The organism is Arthrobacter sp. FW306-1B-G06A (assembly GCF_058781765.1).
The window spans coordinates 69,854-86,912 of record NZ_JBYSXB010000022.1 but is presented as its reverse complement, the minus strand read 5'-3'; the positions used below and the strand labels follow the sequence as shown (position 1 = coordinate 86,912).

Genomic DNA, 17,059 nt, shown 5'->3' with positions numbered 1-17,059 from the left:
AAGCCCGATGTCATCAACGCAAATCAAATCCACGCTGGTGGCCCGGACGATGGCTTTGTTGACGCTGTCATCGATCCTGTGCCGGCGCACGAGAGCGCCGAGGTCTTCCATGCTGAGCCAGGACACCGACATGCCTTGATCGATGGCCTGCTGGCCCAAGGACTCCAGTAGCAGAGTCTTGCCCGTGCCGGAGGGCCCGCAGGCGATCAGGTTCTCCCGCCGCCGCACCCACTCCAGGGTCCGCAGGAACGACGTCGTTGCGGCCGGGAGGGTGGACAGTGCCTCGTCCCAGACATCGAAGGTCTTCCCGGAGGGAAAGCCTGCGCGTTTGCGGCGGGTGGCCAGCATCGAGGCGTTCCGGCCGGTGGCTTCGGCTTCGAGGAGGACACGGATGACTTCGGTGGGGTCCCAGCGCTGGGCTTTCGCGGTGGCCAGGACGTCGGCGACGACCGCGCGGGCGTGCGGCATCCGGGTGGTGCGCATCAGAGCGATCACGTTCTCCACTGCAGGGTCCGATAGCGGGCTGGGGGCAAGGGCTGTCGCGCTCATTCGGTGGCTCCTTCAAAGTCTTCATCAGTGGTGGTGGCGGCCGGGGTGGTGCCGAAGTTGGCCCAGCCGCTGGTGCCCTGGCTGAGCCATTGGCCTTGGTCGGTGGCAGTGTGGGTGCTGGTTGTGTGGTTTTTCCCGCCGGCGGTTTTGATGATGGAGAGCAGGTCCTCGTGGGTGAAGCGATGATGCACCGCGGCGGAACCGAGGCCCTTGTCGACCTCGTCGGTGCCCAGGACCTTGGCGAGGGTGACCGCGCGTTCCATTTTGTGCCGGATCTTTCCGGTCCCGGCCGCGGCGGCTTCCTTGAGCCAGAGCGCGGCGCCGGCGCCGAGGGCCAGGAAATCTTCCTCTGCCTTGTTCGTCGGGCGGATGACCCGTTCCAGGGCCCCGGCCGGGGCCGGCGGGAAGTGGGCGTCGATGATCGCCGGGGTGCCGGGAAGGGTGACCTTGTGGCGGGCGACCTCGACCGGGCCGGCGTCGCCGACATGGACGATGACGACCTCGGTATCTGTCCCGCGCACCCAGACCATCTCACCCATCAGGGCGTGCGGGACGGAGTAGCGGGACTGTTCGAACGTGATCATGGGCATGTTTGGCGGGACCTGGCGGGTGTGGCCGAAACTCGCTGTCACCGGGGTTTCCGTGACCGGATGCAAGCGGGGGCGTTCGATAACCCGGAGCATGTCCTTGGGGACCTCCAGCGTGGCCCGGTGCACCCGCGAATTCACCTCCTCCATGAACGCTTCACAGGCGGTTTCCAGCTCGGCGAAGGACCCGTATTCCGGGAGCAGGTTGGTCTCTTTGGGGACGAGGTCGGCTTTGGCGATCTTGACCGCGTTCTCGACCCCGCCCTTGGAGGCAGGGTCTGCCGGGATGCACGTCTGCATGGACGTCGAATAGTGCCTGGAAAACGCGACAATCTGGTGATTGCGGACCGGGATCCCGGCGATGTGCTCGATCGTGACGGTCTTCTCGTTGTCAGTCAAAATGTAGGTCGGGACCCCGCCGACCAGGCGGAACGACCTGTCCAAGGCCGCGAAGACGCTCGGCATCGTCTTGTCCCGCAAGGCGATCACGATCCGGAACCGCGAGAAAGCCAGCCAGGCCACGAACAACACGGTCTTCACACCGTCAACGACGGGGCCATCCGCGTAGTCGAACTGTAGCCAGAGCCCTGGCTCCGGGGTCCAGGGGCGGTGCACGCGCACGTTCCGGGCCCGGTATTTCGCCTTCAGTTCAGCCAGCGTTGTCCTGGTTGTCCGCTCACACCCGGTGAACCCCAGGGCAAGGAGCTTCTCATGCACGATGTCGCCGCGGATCTTCCCGCGGGACTGCTCGACCCAGGAGATCATCTGTGGCAGGAACGGGTCGGTCATCCGGCCGCGTTGCCGGGCCACCGGCGCCTGCGCGCCCTCCTGACGGGCTTTCACATAAGAGCGCACCGTATTGTGCGAAACACCGCAAATCTTCGCGGCATCCCGGTAGGACCGGGTCAAATCATAAGCAGCTAAAATTTCCATGAACTCTCCTGGAGACTTCACAACAAGCCCCTTCCTTCCGGTAACGGGTGAAATACAGACGATCGACATCGCCATTTCACCGCGGAAGGAAGGGGCTCTCCCCGTAACGACACGAGGGATGGACAAGGGAATCCCCGGTACGCCAAGCCACACACCGGTGGCCAAATGCTGTTCAAAAATGCTTGCCGCTGCTGGTCAAAACCCTGCCGCGAACGGTCAGTCAGATTTTCCGACTCCGGTCAGTTTAAAGTTGCCGCTTACAATCCGGGATTGGGTGGATCTCCTGGCTGCCGGATCGCACCTGCTATCGCTCCGGAGGAGCAGCTTGTCACGGCGGACCCCGACGAGGTGTCCGCTCAGTGGAGTTCGTGGTGGACGACCATCTTCGGCGCGGCCGTGCTGCGCGGGGTTCCCGGACCTATCGACTATTACGGGCCTCTCGTGCACGAACCGGAGTTGGGGCGGGTTGCCGAAACGCTGCTCCGCGACGCAATCGGCTGGGTCGCAGCCCAGGCGGACGGGAACCGCGGTGAATGGGGCGGCCTCAACTCGCCAACCTTCAGGCCGTGGGTCGTTCAGGAGCTGGTGCAAGAGGCGAGACCGCGTCTTCGGGGCGCGCATAAGATCGTTTTCCTCGTTCTTCCCGTCGAGTGCAAGACCGGTTGGCGCATCGGAGCGTCGTTCTTCGGCATCACCAAACCACTTCTGCACGATCTGACCGCCTTCAGGAAATGGTTCGCTCAACAAATCCCAGAAGGGCTATAGCTGCAGTGGTCAGCATCGGGCACCTCTCTGCCCCGAGTACCGAGCCATTGCAGGGCCAGAATCATGCTTCGCGGTCATCGCAGTCGTGGTCCGGTGGCCGATTCGATGACTCGAGAGGATGCCCGTAAGCCGATCCCTTTTCGGGCACCGCGGTATACGGTGAGGCACTGGCTTGCGGTCACTTCGGACGGGCCCCTACCGACGCCGGCCATGCGCCTGCTACCGTGAACCATCGCTGACGCAAGGGGGATGTCATGCAGCTACGCGGCGCCGCTGGGTTGGCCGTCATAACGCTCAGTTTGTCCGGCTGCGCGCCTTTGCTGCCGATGATCCACCCCAGTCCCGCACCCAGCCCAAGTTCGTCAGGGCCTTCAGGCAAGATCCCCGTCACCGGTCAGCCGTCCGCTCAGTTCTGTGAGAACGCCGGGACCTACCTGTCCAAGTTCCCCGACCTCCCGCTGTACGGGCCACACCCGGAGACGCAGGAGGCCACGGGCTTTCTCAGCTGCTGGTACACCGTCGACGGTGACCCCTACCATCCGCGTGTCACCTTGGAGGCGCTGACTTTGAAAAACGACGACGACCGGGCCGTCTTTACCGAACAATGCGATGGCGGAAAGCTGGGACCCGGCACCGTCAAGATCATCGCTAACTGGACTCAGGACCGTCATTGGTCTGCGTGGATAGCGGCACACGACAGCTCCTACAGCGAGGCTATCCTCTGCACCCCGGACCAGATCTACACAGCGTCGGTGACGTACGTCCCCGGCGCCACCGCCGACGATGCCCTGGCCACCATCATGGCCGCCATCGACTGATCCGGCCTGGATAGCGACTGACTCGTCGGCCGGGCAGTCAACGCCCTCCGGGTGCCGCGTCAATCAGCCGACTATCCGCAGAATGCACGGGCAAGGATCCCTCGCGAGGACGTTCGCGAAGGGGCATTCACTTCCTGCGGCGTACCACCAGCACGATGTACAAGGCAGCGGCCACAGCAACCAATGCTCCGACGCTGACCCCTGCGCTTCCATTGTTGAGCACGCTAGAACTCCTCTACGGCCTCAATTGGCTACTGACTACACAGCGTACGCGGTGTTCTGAGTGCTGAATGAAAACCTGGCGAAAGCAGTGAATGCCATCCCGCCCGCGGGAGTCTTGTTGGAGGATTTAGCTTTGAACGCAAGTGGGATCCAAAGCGATGGTAGTTTCAGGACCGCATGTTCTCCGGTCGCGTCCGCGGGTGCTGAACATACACTGATTCCAGTCGATGATCTGGGGGACGATGCAAGCGGAAACCGTTCAGCTGCCTGATGATCTGCTGCTGCCCGCGACCGCCCTGCCTCTTTCGGCCGCGCCCAGATGGTCGGGCTCGCGTCTCCGCCGGCGTCTGCTGTGGCGCGCTGGGTTGAGCGTGTTCGCCTTCGCCTTCCTGGTCGTTGGCCTGGTTTTTCTCTGCGGACAGTCCCCCATTCGGCCGGTCCGTGCCGTTGTGGAGATCGTCCGACTCGCCGACGGTGCCTTTCGAATAGAGCCGAGGGCCTAGGCGCTCCGGTGAGGGATCCCGGACCGGACGGACGGTGGCCCCTGGGCGCGTGAAGTCCACAGTCTCGACCCAGGACGAGCCTGCTGAAGAACGAGTTGCAGGTCCGAAGTCGTGAGGTCGTCGCGTGGTCGAGGCCGTGTGTTTTCAACCAGACGGCACTTGTACTGGATTGAACCGCACTGGTCCGCCGCATTCGGGGCCGTCTGGGTGCTCCCCTATCGGCTCCGTTTCTATTCGGGAGCACGCGCCACACGGACACCTGAAGAGTCCGCAGCGTCGACAAACACAGACGTGACTCTGACGGGCGGCATCAGGAAAGGCGCAGACTGCGGTACCAGCCACCTGCCGTCGGGGGTCCTGATTACCGGGGCCGGAGTGCAGCCCTCCCCGAAGCAAGCCCAAAGTCTCCGGCGTACGCTGCCGAGTCTGGCAGCACTAAATGTTGGCTCAGAGCGTCCGCCTGGCATGCACGTTGACGGAACCTGCGCCGGTTCAGACAGACCCCGTGAGCCCACGGATACAACCAATTTACACATCAAACTCTTGACCGGGTGAGGATCGCACCCATAGAGTTCTCTGATATATGAGTCATATGTCACATTGGGCAACAGTGATACATGACGACGCCGAAATCATCTCGCGAGTCCTGCGCGGCCATATCGGCTGGCGTCAAGCCAGTCGGCATCGTCCACCGGTCGCTAAGGGCTGCGGCTGTCCGTGCGTCTAGGAAACGGCGTCAGCGGTTTGCGCTGACGTCAGAAGGGAACAAATCTCAATGATCTATCCGACCGGGACGACGGCCTCCGTCGACACCTCCATATCAAGAGAGACCAGTTCCAAGTTCAAACGCCGCTTCATGGTGCGGCTTGTCGCTGTCTTCATCGGCGGGATGTTCCTCGATGGTTACATCCTCGGAATTATCGGCCCCGTCAGCGGACTCATGCGGTCAGATCTCCAGCTCGACGCACTATCTCTGGGCATGATTGCTGCAGGCCCGCTGGTTGGTATCTTCGTCGGCTCCCCGCTGGCCGGCTGGGCTACTGACAAGTTCGGACGAAAGCCCATGTTCATGGTGGACATGGGCCTGTTCCTGGTCGCCTCAGCGGCCCAGTTCTTCGTGACCTCAGGAGAAGGGGCCGTGATCCAGCTGGCCGCCATCCGGTTCTTCATGGGCGTCGCGATTGGCGGCGAGTACTCAATCGGTGGGCCATTGCTATCAGAGTTCTCCCCTCCAAAGCTCCGCGGGCGATTGCTCGGGCTGACTCTGATCGCCTGGTACGTCGGTTTCATGATGGCGTTCATCATCGGCACGCTCCTGCACGACGCCGGCACCCCATGGCGCCTCGTAATCGGGACAAGCACGATACTCGCATTCGTCCTGTTCCTCGCCCGCTTTGGCCTCCCCGAATCTCCGAGCTGGCTCATTACGAAGGGACGGCATGAGGAAGCACTCGCGATAGCACGCCGATATGTCGAATCGCCCCAGATGCACGACAGCATCACTGGAGAGATGGATCTGAGGATGATCCAGGAGGCCCAAGCCGCGCAGAGTAGGACCAAAATCAAGGGCGCCTCCTTCGGAATGCTGTTCTCGAGGCAGTACTGGCGCACCACCCTCTTCACCTCAGGTTTTTGGTTCTGTGCGGTCACTCCGTACTTCGCGATCGCGACCTTCGCCGACGACGTGCTCAACCAATTCGGCTTCGGCGGCTGGACCGGTGGAGTCGGCCTGTCCGCACTTGCGGCCGCGGGTGTTGTCACCACCGTGCTTCTGATTGACAAGCTCGGCCGTCGAATTCTCACCGTGCCCGGGCAGTGGCTCTGCGCAGGCATCCTGCTGATCATCGGAGTCTGGGCGAACGCACCAGCAATCCTCGTGCTCGTCCTGTTTCTCGCCTTCTCCTTCTTCAATGCCGGCTACACCACGATGACCCAGGTCTATCCGGCGGAGGTATTCCCCGGCCACCTGCGCGGCATCGGCATGGGCTTCGCCGCGGCCTTCAGCCGCATCGGAGCCGCACTCGGCACCTTTGCACTGCCATGGGCGATCAGCAACATCGGCCTGGGCCCAAGCATGGTCGTGGCCGCCGCCGTCGCATTACTCGGCGCAGCCCTCTCGCAATGGCTCGCGCCCGAGACGAAGGGGCGCACCCTCGCCGAGATCTCAGCAAACTTCTCCCACTGACACCGGGACTGCACGGTGACTTCGAATCCGAACTAAGGCCCTCGGGCGGAAAAGGGGCGTCAGTGGTGGGGCCTGCAGGGATCCCCTTACGGGCGGGGGCCTGCGCGTCCTTTACAGTACGGTCAGGCACCGCTGGTCAGCTAGCGTTGGTCAAACGATGGCAAGCAGTCCACCGCGGAAGCAAACAAAAAAGATTCTTCGGTCTGTGTCGATCCGGCCTCGCGCCGTTCGACCTGTGGGTGAGAAGGTCGAAAAAGCGACCTTCCGGAATCAAGGAGCATTCGATGGCCAAGTACATGTTGATCATGCGTCCCACGGACGAGTCCTTCGCGAACTTCGCGAACACGGACTTCGCCGAAATCATGGATGCCATGGGAAAGTTCAACGACGAGTTGATTCGTGCCGGTGTCCTGCTGGCGGCCGAGGGCCTGGACGACGCGAATGAGGGCGTCGTGGTCGACTTCACCGGCGAGACGCCGGTTGTCACCGATGGCCCGTACGGGGAGACCAAGGAGCTGTTTGCCGGCTACTACATCCTTGATGTCGCATCGAAGCAGGAGGCCGTCGAGTGGGCCAAGCGGGCGCCGCTCACGTCGGGTAGCAAGACCGAGATCCGCCGCGTGACGACGATCGATGAGTTCCCGCAGGACAATCAGTGGATCCAGAAGGAACGGGCGTGGCGCGAGCTGACCGGGCAGCTCTGAGCCGACGGTGAGCACTGCAGAGGCACGGGGCGCCGTCGAGGCTGTGTGGCGGATGGAGTCCGCCCGCATCGTCGGCGCCCTCGCCCGCTATACGGGGGACTTCTCGCTGGCCGAAGATCTCGCCCAGGAAGCCCTCGCCGAGGCGCTGGTGTCCTGGTCCGTAAACGGGGTGCCGGCCCAACCGGCAGGGTGGCTGCTCACTACGGGCCGCCGTCGTGCCATCGATGCTTTCCGGCGGCGCGCCGGGCGCGACGAACGGTACGCTCTTCTCGCCCGGGGCCTGGACGACTCGACGCCCGGGGCGGACGCGCTGTTCGACCCTGACGCGATTGATGACGACGTGCTCGCGTTGATGTTTATCTCGTGCCACCCCGTGCTGTCGAAGGAGGCCCGGATCGCCTTGACGCTGCGGGTGGTCGGCGGACTGGGCAGCGACGAGATCGCCACGGCGTTCCTGGTTCCGGTGGCGACGATCCAGGCACGCATCACGCGGGCCAAGAAGACGCTGGCCGCCGCACAGGTGCCCTTCGCTGTGCCCGACCGGCAGGAGTTGAACGAACGGCTCGGTTCGGTGCTTCAGGTCGTCTATCTCATCTTCACGGAGGGCTCGTTTGCATCGGGCGGCGAGGAGTGGATCCGCACCGATCTGGCCAGCGAGGCCCGCCGGCTGGCCCGCGTCCTGGTGCGGCTCGCGCCCGAGCCGGAGGTATTCGGGCTTCTCGCGCTGCTGGAACTCACGGCAGCCCGGTTCCCGGCCCGACTTGATGCGTCCGGCCGCCCGGTCCTTCTGGAGGACCAGGACCGGAGGCTGTGGGACCAGGCGGCGATCCGGCGCGGGCGTGCGGCGCTGGCACAGGCTGTGGGGGCCGGACGTGGACTGGGCGCATATGGCCTCCAAGCCGCCATCGCCGAGTGTCACGCGGTGGCTCGCTCGGTTGCCGAAACGGACTGGCAGCGGATCGTAATCCTCTATGAAGCCCTCGGACGGCTGACGCCTTCGCCCGTTATCGAACTCAACCGAGCGGTCGCGGTCGCGATGGCCACCGGCCCCGCGGAGGGTCTCGAGCTGGTAGACGCGATCTCGTCACGGGGCGAACTGACGGGTTCGCACCTGCTCCCCGCGATCCGCGGCGAGATGCTCACCCGGCTCGGTCGCCGCGACGAAGCGCGGTCCGCTCTCCTACAGGCCGTTGAGCTGTGCAGGAACGCCGCCGAACGAGCTGCGCTCGAGCGCAAGATCGACGGCGTCAGCCAACCATGAAGGGGCCGCCGTCGACCGCGGCAACGCCCGAAGACCACCCCTGGTGTTGAGTGCTTGAATGAGGGCATGGTGGATCGAAGCGCACTTGTCTCCGGTGGCGGCATTGCCGGCTTGACCGCCGCGTACTGGCTGGCGAAGGCTGGTTGGTCAGTCACGATTGTGGAACGATCGGCCGATGCGCGATCTAGTGGCAACCCCATCGACGTACGCGGAGACGCGGTCGCTATTACACGGCAAATGGGCATCTGGTCGCGCCTGGAGGAGGCCGCCACTGGTGTCGAACGCCTGGTCTTCGTCGATGCCGACGGGCGGCCGCAGGCCACCATCCCCACCCGGCAACGCGCCGACCGCGACGGAGAGGTCGAGGTCGCACGCACTGACCTCGTCGGCCTGTTGCTTGAGAAGGCCCAGGAGACAAGCCGCATCATCCGGGACGACTCGATCACCGCCTTGCACCAGGACGACGGCGGAATCGACGTCGAGTTTCGGCGGACCCCTTCCCGTCGCTTCGACTTGGTCGTCGGTTCCGACGGGCTCCACTCCGCCGTTCGGCGCTTGGTATTCGGCCCCGAAGAACGCTTTTCCCGCCCATTCGGCATGTTCGTGGGCACCGTGCGCGCCGCTGCACCGATCCAAGATCCGCGCACCGTGCTGATGTACAACGAACCGGGAACCTCCTTGACCATCCACCCGGCGGGCGGGAAGCCCGGGTTCGCATTCATCTTCCGGGGGCAGCACCATTTCGACTACCGCGACGCGGACCAAGGCAGACGCCTCGTCGAGTCCACCTACGCCGACGGCGGATGGCTCACCCCGCTCGCGCTCGAGGAATGGGGCGCGTCCGACGAAAGGTACTTCGACGCAGTCACCCGCATGGACGTACCGCAGTGGTCTGCCGGCCGCGTGGTGCTGCTCGGTGACGCGGCGAGTTGCATCTCGCTGTTCGGTGAAGGATCCAGCAGCGCGATCGTTGGAGCCAAGACCCTCGCCGACGCGATTGCCGCCTACCCGGATGACCACACCGCCGCTTTCGCCGTCTATGAACGCAGCCACCGCAAACACGTGCACTCGCTACAACGGGGCGCCGGCATCGCATCGCGCCTCCTCGTACCCAAAACGCAATCGGGCATCACGATCCGCAATGCTGTGTTGAACGCGCTCCCCTTTCGGAACACCCGACAAGCCCCGGATTCGCGGCGATAAGCGACGAACTTTTCCCAACGCTATTTTGTCACCTGGTGACCGTTAGCCGGCGCTCATCTGGACCACCGTGAGAAGCTGAGGGAATGATTCTGGAGCACGCAATCCTCCCCGTCCGTCCCGGCAGCGAGTCCGATTTCGAAGAGGCATTCCGGATGGCGCGACCTCTGATCAGCCGGCAGCAGGGCTTCCGGAGTCTTTCGATTTCACGCTCGATCGAGTCCCCAAATCTGTACCTTCTACTCGTTGAGTGGGATTCGGTGGAAGCCCATTCCGAAGGCTTCCGTGGGTCCGCAGACTATGAGCGGTGGAAGGAGCTGCTGCACCATTTCTACGATCCATTCCCGGTGGTTGAGCACTTCACGACGGTGCGGTAGCCAGCCCCGCATCGGGAATGAGCTATGGCGAATCCGCACCGCCCGGATCACACCGACGAAACCCGGTGCCTTCGTCGCGGTCTGGAAGCGCGGCGAAGGCGGATCGACCAGGCCCTTCACGGCTGACGAGTCGATGTCCGGACTGCTCGTCTTCGTAGAGGATCAGGATCGGTTCGGGTACTTCCAATTCACCAAAGCCCACCTGGTCTCGCTCGGATACGTCAGTTCCGACGTTCATCCCGGCAAACGCGGTTTCCGCGTCTATCCCGCATGGTGCAACGACCTGAATCCTCAAGCGTCACGCACGCAGCGCGCCCAGGGGCCTGCGTTCTCCGAGCTCGCTCCGACAACCGCACGCGACCTGTTCAGCACCCATCGGGCAGCCTTGATCTGAGTTCTTCTGCATAGGAAGCGATGGCCTGGCGCTCGTCGCGGGTGAACCTTCTGACTTGCATGTCGAGGACTACCCGGCTGCCCAGTTCTCCCAGGCCCAACAGCTGACCCACCCGCTGGATTGCTTCGTCCAGGTTCTCTGAATCCTCAACCACCTGGAAGACCTCGTCCCGCCGATCCATCGCCTTCACCAGGGCCTCGTGGAGCATCAATTGTTCCCTTGTTCGCCGCTCATCCTCATCCATGCCGCGATTCTTGCACGAATGGTTGCGTCAAACTGACGGTGCTATCCCGCCTACCGCGGCACCCAAAGCGTGCCCCTACTCGAAGTGGGTTTCGATCCCGCTCCCCGAGACTTGTTCGATCAGTTCGGTGGCGATGTCCCGTAGTTTGCGGTTGCGGTTGCTGGAGACCTTGGTGAGGATTTCCATCGCTTCTGCCTGCGAGCATCGGTTTTGCGCCATGATGACACCGCAGGCCAGGTCGATGGCCGTCCTGCTTTGCATTGCTGATTCCAGGTCCTCTGCCCGGTGGTGGGCCGAGTCGATGCGCACCGACAGGTGGAGGATGTTGCGGGCAGCAGCGGCGAAGCCCACGGCCTTGTTGAAGACATCGGGGGTGAACGCGCCGGGCTTGGATGCGAAAAAGTTCAGCGCCGCACTAGCGTCCTCGCTGATTTCCATGGGAATCCCCAACGAGCTATGAACGCCGATCTCGGCGAATTTCTTGGTGAGCGCCGGCCAGCGGAGATCTGTCGAACCGTCGTCGATGATCACGGGAGACATCTCGCGGAGTGCCGCGATGCAGGGGCCGTCACCGATAGCCTGCTCAAACCGGTCAATCTGCACGGCGCGTGGGGAGCTGCCCGCTGCAGTGAGGGGCCGGCGTCTGACTTTGACAGTGATGGCGCATTCAATCTCGTCGCCGGAAGCTTCGGAAATCGACGCAGCGGCGAGCTTAGTGAGCCCGCTCAGGAAATCAGATGCATTCCCTGCGCCGACCAGAACAGACTGAAGGTCCAGAATGCCTTGAAGCAGGTCTGCTGCTTCGTTTTCCGGTGAACTCGACATTCGCCCATCCTACTTTCATCGTTTGCCAAGGAGAACGGTGCGCCGACGCTGGAAGCCCGCATCCCGCCGTCGTATGCTGCATGCAGTCCTAGGCTTTCGATCCCCTACCGCGGAGTACGCACATGCAGATCCCCAAACCGTCCGACGCCGACAAAGACCGCTTCCGCGCGGTGGTGCCGGAGAACCCTGACGTCGTGGTCAAGCCGATGTTCGGGAACCTGGGCGCCTTCGTGAACGGCAATATGTTCGCCGGACTGTTCGGTCCGATGATCGGCGTCAAGCTTTCCGACGCCGACCGCGAGGCACTGGAGGCAAGCCACCAAACGCTCCCGTTCGGCCCGGAAGGCCGCGCCATGGGTGGCTACGTCGGCCTGCCCGAAGCCTTGGCCGGCGACGATGAGCAAACGGCGGAGTGGGTCGAAAAGGCCTTCGCCTACGTTGCGACTCTCCCGCCGAAAGCCGCGAAACCGCGTTCAGCGAAGAAGTAACTGCCGCGGAGGCCGCGCACAAAGCTCAGAACCGGGACGTGTGGTCTTCGATCAGTCCGCTTGCCGCAATCTCACGGAAGGCGTAGATCAGCCGGGCTGCGGCGGCCGTGTCCCGGAATGGTGACGAGACCGCAAGCTCTTTCCCGAACTCGTCAACCAGCCTGACCCTGCAGTTGCCCCCGTTGTCAGTGAACACTTCAAAGTGTCCCGCCATCAGAGAAGTTCTCCCCGACGGCGTACAGGAGCAAGCTTGGGCAGTCCGGGATGCCGGGAAGCCGGGCTGCTGTTAAGCGGTTGATGATGTCCCGATTCGCGTCGCCGCTCCAGTTCGCCCGTCACGAGGTCCAGCAGCGCCTGGGCCGGTTCGGAGAGTCGGTGGGTTGCAGCCGGGTGCGCGATTTCGTCGCAGTGAAGAAGAACGAGGCGGATGCGTTCCAATTCGCGCGAGGGCACGGATGGCCATTGCCGAAACAGTTGTTGAAGCGCGCTGTGCCTGGGTAGGTGGTTCCGCCAAGATTCATCGGAGGTGTCTGGGGTCCAGGATCCCCGACGCCGTACAGCGCGAACATGGGGGTGACCGGGTTGAATAGGTGCCATGGCTGACCTCCTCGTACTAAATCGAGAAAGCCAGCTGCTTGACCTCTACCAGCATAAGTGACCCAGGTCATATCAACCAATTTCGGCTTGCTTCGAATCGCATGGGGCTGGTGAACGCCCCGCGGGCGTGCTGGGCCGGGCCACGATGAGGAGGCCGACGAGGGACAGCAGGGCCCCGACGATCATGATGGCCGCCATCGGGACGGCCGTGTCAGTGCCGCCCAACCCTGCGATCGGCGCGATGATGCCGGCCGTTGTCCACTGCACCAGGCCAAGGACGGCGGAACTCGTGCCCGGGTGCGCAGGTACTTCGGCCGAGGCAAGGGCACCGCCGTTCGTATTGATCAGTCCTTGGGCCACCATGAGCGCGAAGAAGCTGCCCATTGCCACGAGCAAAGGAGTGCCCCACCAGAGGGCGCCAGCCAGCATCAGGACGCCGGCGGCCAGGGCGATGGCCTGTCCTACGAGGATGACCCGTCGGGTGGGCACCCTGCCTGCCAGCCGCGCCGAGACGAGGGCAGCGATAGTCATCCCGCCGGCGTTCGCGGCAAAGACGATGGAGTACGCCACCGGGGACAGCCCGTTCATGTTCTGCAAAATGAACGCTGACGTGGCGACGTAGGCGAACAAGGCGATGAATGCCGAAGATGCCACCATGACGTATCCAACGAACCGGCGGTTCGCCAGGACAGTGCGCGCCGCGTGCCCGAATTCACGCAGTCCGCCCGCGTGACGTTTCCCGGGCGGCAGGGATTCCGGCACGACGAACAGCGCACAAAGGGTCATCAGGACACCAAGTGCCGCCAGCGTCCAGAAGGTCATCCGCCACCCGGTCAGCTGCAGGATCACCGCGCCCAGCAGAGGGCTGATGATCGGTGCCACGCCCCCAATCCCCATCACGACGTTGAGCACCCGGACCAGCTGCGGGCCGTGGGCCAAGTCTACGATGACGGCGCGGCCGATCACCATCGCCCATCCCCCACCAAAGCCCTGCAGGAACCGGGCAACCATCATGAATCCGATGCTCGGGGCCAGGGCGCAGCCAACCGTCGCGATGGTCATGAGTATCGTGCCCGCCACAAGCGGCAGGCGTCGGCCGCGTTGGTCGCTGAACGGACCCCCGACCAGTTGCCCGAGCCCCATCCCGGCAAAGAACGTCGTCAGCGTCAGCTGCACCGACGACGCCGAGGTGCCGAACTCTTCTGACACGCGTGGGAACGCCGGGACATACATGTCGGTGGCAAGGGGTGCGACTGCAGTCAAGAAGATGACAGTGGCGACTAGTGCTGCCGGGACAGTCCCTGCCGTCGCAGCCCGTGTGGTTGTCGGCGTCGTGCTCACGGGCATGCGCTGGTGCTCCATTTCATCGAATGCTTGACCTTCGATTTCCATGAAACCCGCCATGCGCAGGCGTAGCGAGGGCCCTGCCGAAACGGGTTATGGCAGAACCTCCCAACCGTTCGTGGTTACGTCGTACCGTTTCCATATGGATAACCGAGCCGAGGTACGAGAGTTTCTGGTCTCCCGCCGAGGACGCATCACCCCCGAGCAGGCAGGCATCGAGCCCATCGGCGGCCGGCGCCGAGTGGCGGGTCTCCGAAGGGAAGAAGTCGCCCGTCTCGCCGGGGTCAGCATCGACTACTACACCCGCCTCGAGCGTGGAAACCTCACCGGGGTCTCGGACAGCGTCCTCGACTCAATCGCTCGGGCTCTGGAGCTTGACCGCGCCGAACACGACCACCTCTATGACCTGGCACGTGCGGCCGGTCCCTCTGCGCGGAGACCCGCGAGCCCACCTGCGTCGGCCGTGCGGCCCGTGATGCAGTATCTGCTCGACGCCATCACCGGCGCCCCGGCCTTTATCGGCAACAACCGCATGGACATCGTTGCCGCCAACGCCCTCGGCTATGCCCTCTACTCCGAGATGTACCGTGGCCCGGCACGCCCCGCGAACCACTCGCGCTTCATCTTCCTGGACCCCCGCGCCCACAACTTCTACCCCGACTGGGACCGTGCAGCGAACGTCAACGTCGCGATTCTGCGCCGCGACGCGGGCCGCAACCCCCACGACAAGGACATCGCAGCACTCGTTGGGGAACTTTCCATGCGCAGCGACGAATTCCGCGCGCGCTGGGCAGCACACAACGTCCGCCGCCACTATTCAGGCACCAAGTTCTTCAACCACCCCGTGGTCGGGCTCCTGGAACTGACCTACCAGGCCATGGAACTCGAAGACGACCCAGGCCACACCCTCACGGTTTACCCCGCGGTTCCCGGCAGCCCCTCGGAAGAAGCCCTCAAACTCCTCGCCTCCTGGGCGGCAACCGAGAATATCGTCCAGTCCCCCAAGCCCTCGCTGGACCTTAGAGCCAGCACCAAAGGTGAGGTCTGAGCCTTCTCCGCCCGCGCCCACGCGCTCTCGTGTCTTAAGTTCCCACGAGGGCGTAGTGTCGAATTAGTAGATTTCGGGATGGTCGTTCGGGTCCGGGGATTGAATATCAGGGCTGTGCGGCGCGCGAGCGGCCACGGCTGCAGGCCTGGGTCGAAGATCCCGGGCGCCCCTTGGAATCGAGGCCGCATGGCCAACAACAACGCAGTACCCACCACGGAACAATTGCAGGATCTACTGCTTGAAAGCCCGGGCTTCACCGAATTTCTCCTAGGTTTGGCTACCATCTCAGCGTCGTTGTTGGACGGCAGGGAACCTCTCTTGTGCGCTATTACCGTCGAACGGGATGCCGGCCCTTCGACGGTGGCGAGCAGTACCGCTGCGGCGCAGCGCTTGGACGAGAAGCAATACGCGTTCGACGACGGCCCTTGCCTTACGGCCTTGCGTCACCAACATCGCGTGCTGATTGACGACCTGCAGGCCGACGACCGTTGGGCACAGTACGCCCACCAGGTGGATGGCGAAGGTATTCGCTCTGTCCTCGCAGTGCCGATCCAGACGGACTCTTCCTCACGCGCAGCTTTGAATTGCTACGCCTATGCGCCCGGGACCTTTAATCCGGCCATCGTCGCCCGCGTGTTGGAGCATGCGGAGACAATTTCGAAAACGCTGAGGTTGGCGCTGCGGCTTCACGTCCCGGAGCCATACCCTGAACATTTGCGCTCGGCCCTCCAATCGCGGGCCGTGGTGGACGCGGCGCTGTCCTTGATCATGCTCCAGAACCGTTGTGGGCGGGACCGCGCCATGGAACTCCTTCAGCTTGCTGCGCGGAACAACAACCGGCGTCTTCATGACATCGCCACCGATATCCTGAATGGATCAGTCCCCCAGGATTGGACTTCCCATGGTGCATCCCATGAATAATCGTGAGGGGTCGGGATTGCGTCATCCTGAGTGGGCATCCGCGCAACGGAGAAGCGCCGCCGAATGGTACCGTGACGGCCGCACGGCCTTGGCCGGGGTATGGGCCTACTTTTACGGGATTGGGGGCGATGTGGATGAAATGGCTGTGGACGCGTACCTTCATGAGCTCGGCGAGCTCCCTCCATCCCAAATGAAGCTTCTGGCCTTGGCAATGCGGGAACTAGACACAGAGGCGATGCAGGAACTGGGTTCGGAAAGGATGGCAGGCACATGACTAATGCAGAGCGGGGCCCCGCCCGCAATGCGTCGGTCGGCTTGGCCGCCCACCCGAACCAGGATCTTGGCGTGACCCTCCAGGATCTTGTTTTGGAGAGCGTCGACCTGGACGAATTCCTCGCTAGCCTAGCCAACCTTGCAGCGGCCGCGCTGACAACTGCCTCCAACGCCGTCTCGTGCGGTGTCACCGTTGTGACAAGGAAAAAGGGCGTCACCACGGGCAGCAGCGATGAAAGAGTGGGCGCTCTCGATGAACTGCAGATTGAGTTCGGCGACGGGCCGTGCCTCACGGCGCTTCGGCACAATTCGGTGGTTCTTGTCGTCGATAGCCGCCACGAAAGCCGTTGGATCGACTACATGGAGGCTGTTTGGCGGAACGGCGTTGGAGCCATCCTGGCAGTGCCGCTTGATCTGGACGGTGAAACCGAGGCCGTCATGAACCTCTATTCGACCACCCCGCACGGGTTTACAGGACCGGACATTACGGCCGCGGAGGAATTCGCCGAGGGTGCAGCAACGTCCCTTCGCCTGGCTTTGAAGATCTCCCAGTTGCGTAACGCCAAGGACGATCTCACTGCAGCCATGCAGTCCCGCTCGACGATCGATACCGCCGTCGGGATTGTCATGGCGCAGAACCGATGCGGCCGCGACACGGCCTTCAAGGTCTTGACCAGGGCGTCGAACAGCCGGAACGTCAAACTCCGGGACATTGCCGCTCATGTCATTGCCTCCGTGTCGGGCGAGACGGATCCAGAAGCTTACTTCGACGAATAGCCAAAGCGCTGGGAATGGTGCGGACTAAGCTAGGAACAGCGCAC

At 63.4% G+C, this 17,059-nt stretch carries 21 protein-coding genes; 13 read left to right on the top strand and 8 right to left on the bottom strand.

The genetic code is table 11. The features are described from left to right. The coding region (locus AC3WJM_RS13135; RefSeq protein WP_492272084.1) for an ATP-binding protein at positions 1-549 on the bottom strand (549 nt) is incomplete at its 3' end. Then, positions 546-2,090, bottom strand: a complete 1,545-nt coding sequence (gene istA, locus AC3WJM_RS13130; RefSeq protein WP_492272083.1) for an IS21 family transposase — start codon at positions 2,088-2,090, stop codon at positions 546-548. The genes AC3WJM_RS13135 and istA, both read right to left, overlap by 4 nt. A gap of 144 nt (positions 2,091-2,234) precedes the next feature. Here istA and AC3WJM_RS13125 point away from each other — a divergent pair, with 144 nt between their 5' ends. Together AC3WJM_RS13125 and AC3WJM_RS13120 are read left to right on the top strand one after the other, a co-directional pair. Then, positions 2,235-2,834 (top strand): hypothetical protein, encoded by a 600-nt coding sequence (locus AC3WJM_RS13125; RefSeq protein ID WP_492272082.1) that lies wholly within the window; start codon positions 2,235-2,237, stop codon positions 2,832-2,834. A 254-nt stretch (positions 2,835-3,088) separates the two neighbouring features. Further along, positions 3,089-3,652 carry a hypothetical protein gene (locus AC3WJM_RS13120; RefSeq protein ID WP_059388055.1) on the top strand — a complete coding sequence of 188 codons (564 nt, stop codon included), beginning with the start codon at positions 3,089-3,091 and terminating at the stop codon, positions 3,650-3,652. Between the two features lie 127 nt (positions 3,653-3,779). On the opposite strand, the gene AC3WJM_RS13115 is transcribed toward AC3WJM_RS13120, so the two are convergent. Beyond that, positions 3,780-3,875: an MYXO-CTERM sorting domain-containing protein gene (locus AC3WJM_RS13115; protein ID WP_113990585.1), complete on the bottom strand. Its 96-nt coding sequence runs from the start codon at positions 3,873-3,875 to the stop codon at positions 3,780-3,782. Positions 3,876-5,152: 1,277 nt separating this feature from the next. Here AC3WJM_RS13115 and AC3WJM_RS13110 point away from each other — a divergent pair. The 6 genes from AC3WJM_RS13110 (at position 5,153) to AC3WJM_RS13085 (ending at position 10,498) form a co-directional block, all read left to right on the top strand. Continuing rightward, positions 5,153-6,562 carry an MFS transporter gene (locus AC3WJM_RS13110; RefSeq protein WP_492272081.1) on the top strand — a complete coding sequence of 470 codons (1,410 nt, stop codon included), beginning with the start codon at positions 5,153-5,155 and terminating at the stop codon, positions 6,560-6,562. 284 nt (positions 6,563-6,846) lie between these two features. Further along, positions 6,847-7,266, top strand: a complete 420-nt coding sequence (locus tag AC3WJM_RS13105) for a YciI family protein (RefSeq protein WP_492272080.1) — start codon at positions 6,847-6,849, stop codon at positions 7,264-7,266. A 52-nt stretch (positions 7,267-7,318) separates the two neighbouring features. Beyond that, positions 7,319-8,527, top strand: a complete 1,209-nt coding sequence (locus AC3WJM_RS13100) for an RNA polymerase sigma factor (RefSeq protein ID WP_492272079.1) — start codon at positions 7,319-7,321, stop codon at positions 8,525-8,527. Positions 8,528-8,593: 66 nt separating this feature from the next. Further along, entirely contained in the window at positions 8,594-9,730 is a 1,137-nt protein-coding gene (locus tag AC3WJM_RS13095; RefSeq protein ID WP_492272078.1) for an FAD-dependent oxidoreductase, read from the top strand. A gap of 83 nt (positions 9,731-9,813) precedes the next feature. After that, complete coding sequence (locus AC3WJM_RS13090) at positions 9,814-10,104, top strand: antibiotic biosynthesis monooxygenase family protein (protein ID WP_059388060.1); 291 nt, start codon at positions 9,814-9,816, stop codon at positions 10,102-10,104. After that, the gene (locus AC3WJM_RS13085) at positions 10,079-10,498 is read left to right on the top strand and encodes a MepB family protein (RefSeq protein ID WP_492272077.1); all 420 of its coding nucleotides are present in this window, start codon (positions 10,079-10,081) and stop codon (positions 10,496-10,498) included. Before AC3WJM_RS13090 ends, AC3WJM_RS13085 begins: the two co-directional genes overlap by 26 nt. On the opposite strand, the gene AC3WJM_RS13080 is transcribed toward AC3WJM_RS13085, so the two are convergent. Together AC3WJM_RS13080 and AC3WJM_RS13075 are read right to left on the bottom strand one after the other, a co-directional pair. Beyond that, a complete protein-coding gene (locus tag AC3WJM_RS13080; protein ID WP_492272076.1) occupies positions 10,470-10,742 on the bottom strand; it encodes a DNA gyrase subunit A in 273 nt (90 codons plus the stop codon). The two genes, AC3WJM_RS13085 and AC3WJM_RS13080, sit on opposite strands and share 29 nt — an antisense overlap. Positions 10,743-10,817: 75 nt before the next feature. Continuing rightward, positions 10,818-11,567: a GAF and ANTAR domain-containing protein gene (locus tag AC3WJM_RS13075; protein WP_059388063.1), complete on the bottom strand. Its 750-nt coding sequence runs from the start codon at positions 11,565-11,567 to the stop codon at positions 10,818-10,820. Between the two features lie 122 nt (positions 11,568-11,689). On the opposite strand from AC3WJM_RS13075, the gene AC3WJM_RS13070 reads away from it, so the two are divergent. Then, positions 11,690-12,055, top strand: coding sequence for a TfoX/Sxy family protein (locus AC3WJM_RS13070; RefSeq protein WP_284991767.1), 366 nt, complete (start codon positions 11,690-11,692; stop codon positions 12,053-12,055). A 25-nt stretch (positions 12,056-12,080) separates the two neighbouring features. On the opposite strand, the gene AC3WJM_RS13065 is transcribed toward AC3WJM_RS13070, so the two are convergent. From AC3WJM_RS13065 to AC3WJM_RS13055, 3 genes are all read right to left on the bottom strand, one after another. Then, entirely contained in the window at positions 12,081-12,269 is a 189-nt protein-coding gene (locus AC3WJM_RS13065) for a YegP family protein (RefSeq protein ID WP_492272075.1), read from the bottom strand. Continuing rightward, complete coding sequence (locus AC3WJM_RS13060) at positions 12,269-12,508, bottom strand: hypothetical protein (RefSeq protein ID WP_492272074.1); 240 nt, start codon at positions 12,506-12,508, stop codon at positions 12,269-12,271. The genes AC3WJM_RS13065 and AC3WJM_RS13060 overlap by 1 nt, the downstream gene beginning before the upstream one ends. A gap of 216 nt (positions 12,509-12,724) precedes the next feature. After that, entirely contained in the window at positions 12,725-14,044 is a 1,320-nt protein-coding gene (locus AC3WJM_RS13055) for a multidrug effflux MFS transporter (RefSeq protein ID WP_492272073.1), read from the bottom strand. A gap of 94 nt (positions 14,045-14,138) precedes the next feature. Here AC3WJM_RS13055 and AC3WJM_RS13050 point away from each other — a divergent pair, with 94 nt between their 5' ends. The 4 genes from AC3WJM_RS13050 (at position 14,139) to AC3WJM_RS13035 (ending at position 17,015) form a co-directional block, all read left to right on the top strand. Then, complete coding sequence (locus AC3WJM_RS13050; protein WP_492272086.1) at positions 14,139-15,044, top strand: helix-turn-helix transcriptional regulator; 906 nt, start codon at positions 14,139-14,141, stop codon at positions 15,042-15,044. Positions 15,045-15,230: 186 nt separating this feature from the next. Further along, positions 15,231-15,965 (top strand): GAF and ANTAR domain-containing protein, encoded by a 735-nt coding sequence (locus tag AC3WJM_RS13045; RefSeq protein WP_492272072.1) that lies wholly within the window; start codon positions 15,231-15,233, stop codon positions 15,963-15,965. Next, on the top strand, positions 15,958-16,239 hold the full coding sequence (locus AC3WJM_RS13040) for a hypothetical protein (protein WP_492272071.1): 282 nt from the start codon (positions 15,958-15,960) through the stop codon (positions 16,237-16,239). The genes AC3WJM_RS13045 and AC3WJM_RS13040 overlap by 8 nt, the downstream gene beginning before the upstream one ends. Then, entirely contained in the window at positions 16,236-17,015 is a 780-nt protein-coding gene (locus AC3WJM_RS13035) for a GAF and ANTAR domain-containing protein (RefSeq protein ID WP_492272070.1), read from the top strand. The genes AC3WJM_RS13040 and AC3WJM_RS13035 overlap by 4 nt, the downstream gene beginning before the upstream one ends. The last annotated feature ends 44 nt before the right edge of the window (positions 17,016-17,059 follow it).

Excerpts from the sequence above, each read along its gene's own strand:
- AC3WJM_RS13125 (WP_492272082.1), top strand. The coding sequence starts at position 2,235 with ATGCTGTTCAAAAATGCTTGCCGCTGCTGGTCAAAACCCTGCCGCGAA.
- AC3WJM_RS13120 (WP_059388055.1), top strand. The coding sequence starts at position 3,089 with ATGCAGCTACGCGGCGCCGCTGGGTTGGCCGTCATAACGCTCAGTTTG.
- AC3WJM_RS13110 (WP_492272081.1), top strand. The coding sequence starts at position 5,153 with ATGATCTATCCGACCGGGACGACGGCCTCCGTCGACACCTCCATATCA.
- AC3WJM_RS13105 (WP_492272080.1), top strand. The coding sequence starts at position 6,847 with ATGGCCAAGTACATGTTGATCATGCGTCCCACGGACGAGTCCTTCGCG.
- AC3WJM_RS13100 (WP_492272079.1), top strand. The coding sequence starts at position 7,319 with ATGGAGTCCGCCCGCATCGTCGGCGCCCTCGCCCGCTATACGGGGGAC.
- AC3WJM_RS13095 (WP_492272078.1), top strand. The coding sequence starts at position 8,594 with ATGGTGGATCGAAGCGCACTTGTCTCCGGTGGCGGCATTGCCGGCTTG.
- AC3WJM_RS13090 (WP_059388060.1), top strand. The coding sequence starts at position 9,814 with ATGATTCTGGAGCACGCAATCCTCCCCGTCCGTCCCGGCAGCGAGTCC.
- AC3WJM_RS13080 (WP_492272076.1), bottom strand. The coding sequence starts at position 10,742 with ATGGATGAGGATGAGCGGCGAACAAGGGAACAATTGATGCTCCACGAG.
- AC3WJM_RS13075 (WP_059388063.1), bottom strand. The coding sequence starts at position 11,567 with ATGTCGAGTTCACCGGAAAACGAAGCAGCAGACCTGCTTCAAGGCATT.
- AC3WJM_RS13070 (WP_284991767.1), top strand. The coding sequence starts at position 11,690 with ATGCAGATCCCCAAACCGTCCGACGCCGACAAAGACCGCTTCCGCGCG.
- AC3WJM_RS13065 (WP_492272075.1), bottom strand. The coding sequence starts at position 12,269 with ATGGCGGGACACTTTGAAGTGTTCACTGACAACGGGGGCAACTGCAGG.
- AC3WJM_RS13055 (WP_492272073.1), bottom strand. The coding sequence starts at position 14,044 with ATGGAAATCGAAGGTCAAGCATTCGATGAAATGGAGCACCAGCGCATG.
- AC3WJM_RS13050 (WP_492272086.1), top strand. The coding sequence starts at position 14,139 with ATGGATAACCGAGCCGAGGTACGAGAGTTTCTGGTCTCCCGCCGAGGA.
- AC3WJM_RS13045 (WP_492272072.1), top strand. The coding sequence starts at position 15,231 with ATGGCCAACAACAACGCAGTACCCACCACGGAACAATTGCAGGATCTA.
- AC3WJM_RS13040 (WP_492272071.1), top strand. The coding sequence starts at position 15,958 with ATGAATAATCGTGAGGGGTCGGGATTGCGTCATCCTGAGTGGGCATCC.
- AC3WJM_RS13035 (WP_492272070.1), top strand. The coding sequence starts at position 16,236 with ATGACTAATGCAGAGCGGGGCCCCGCCCGCAATGCGTCGGTCGGCTTG.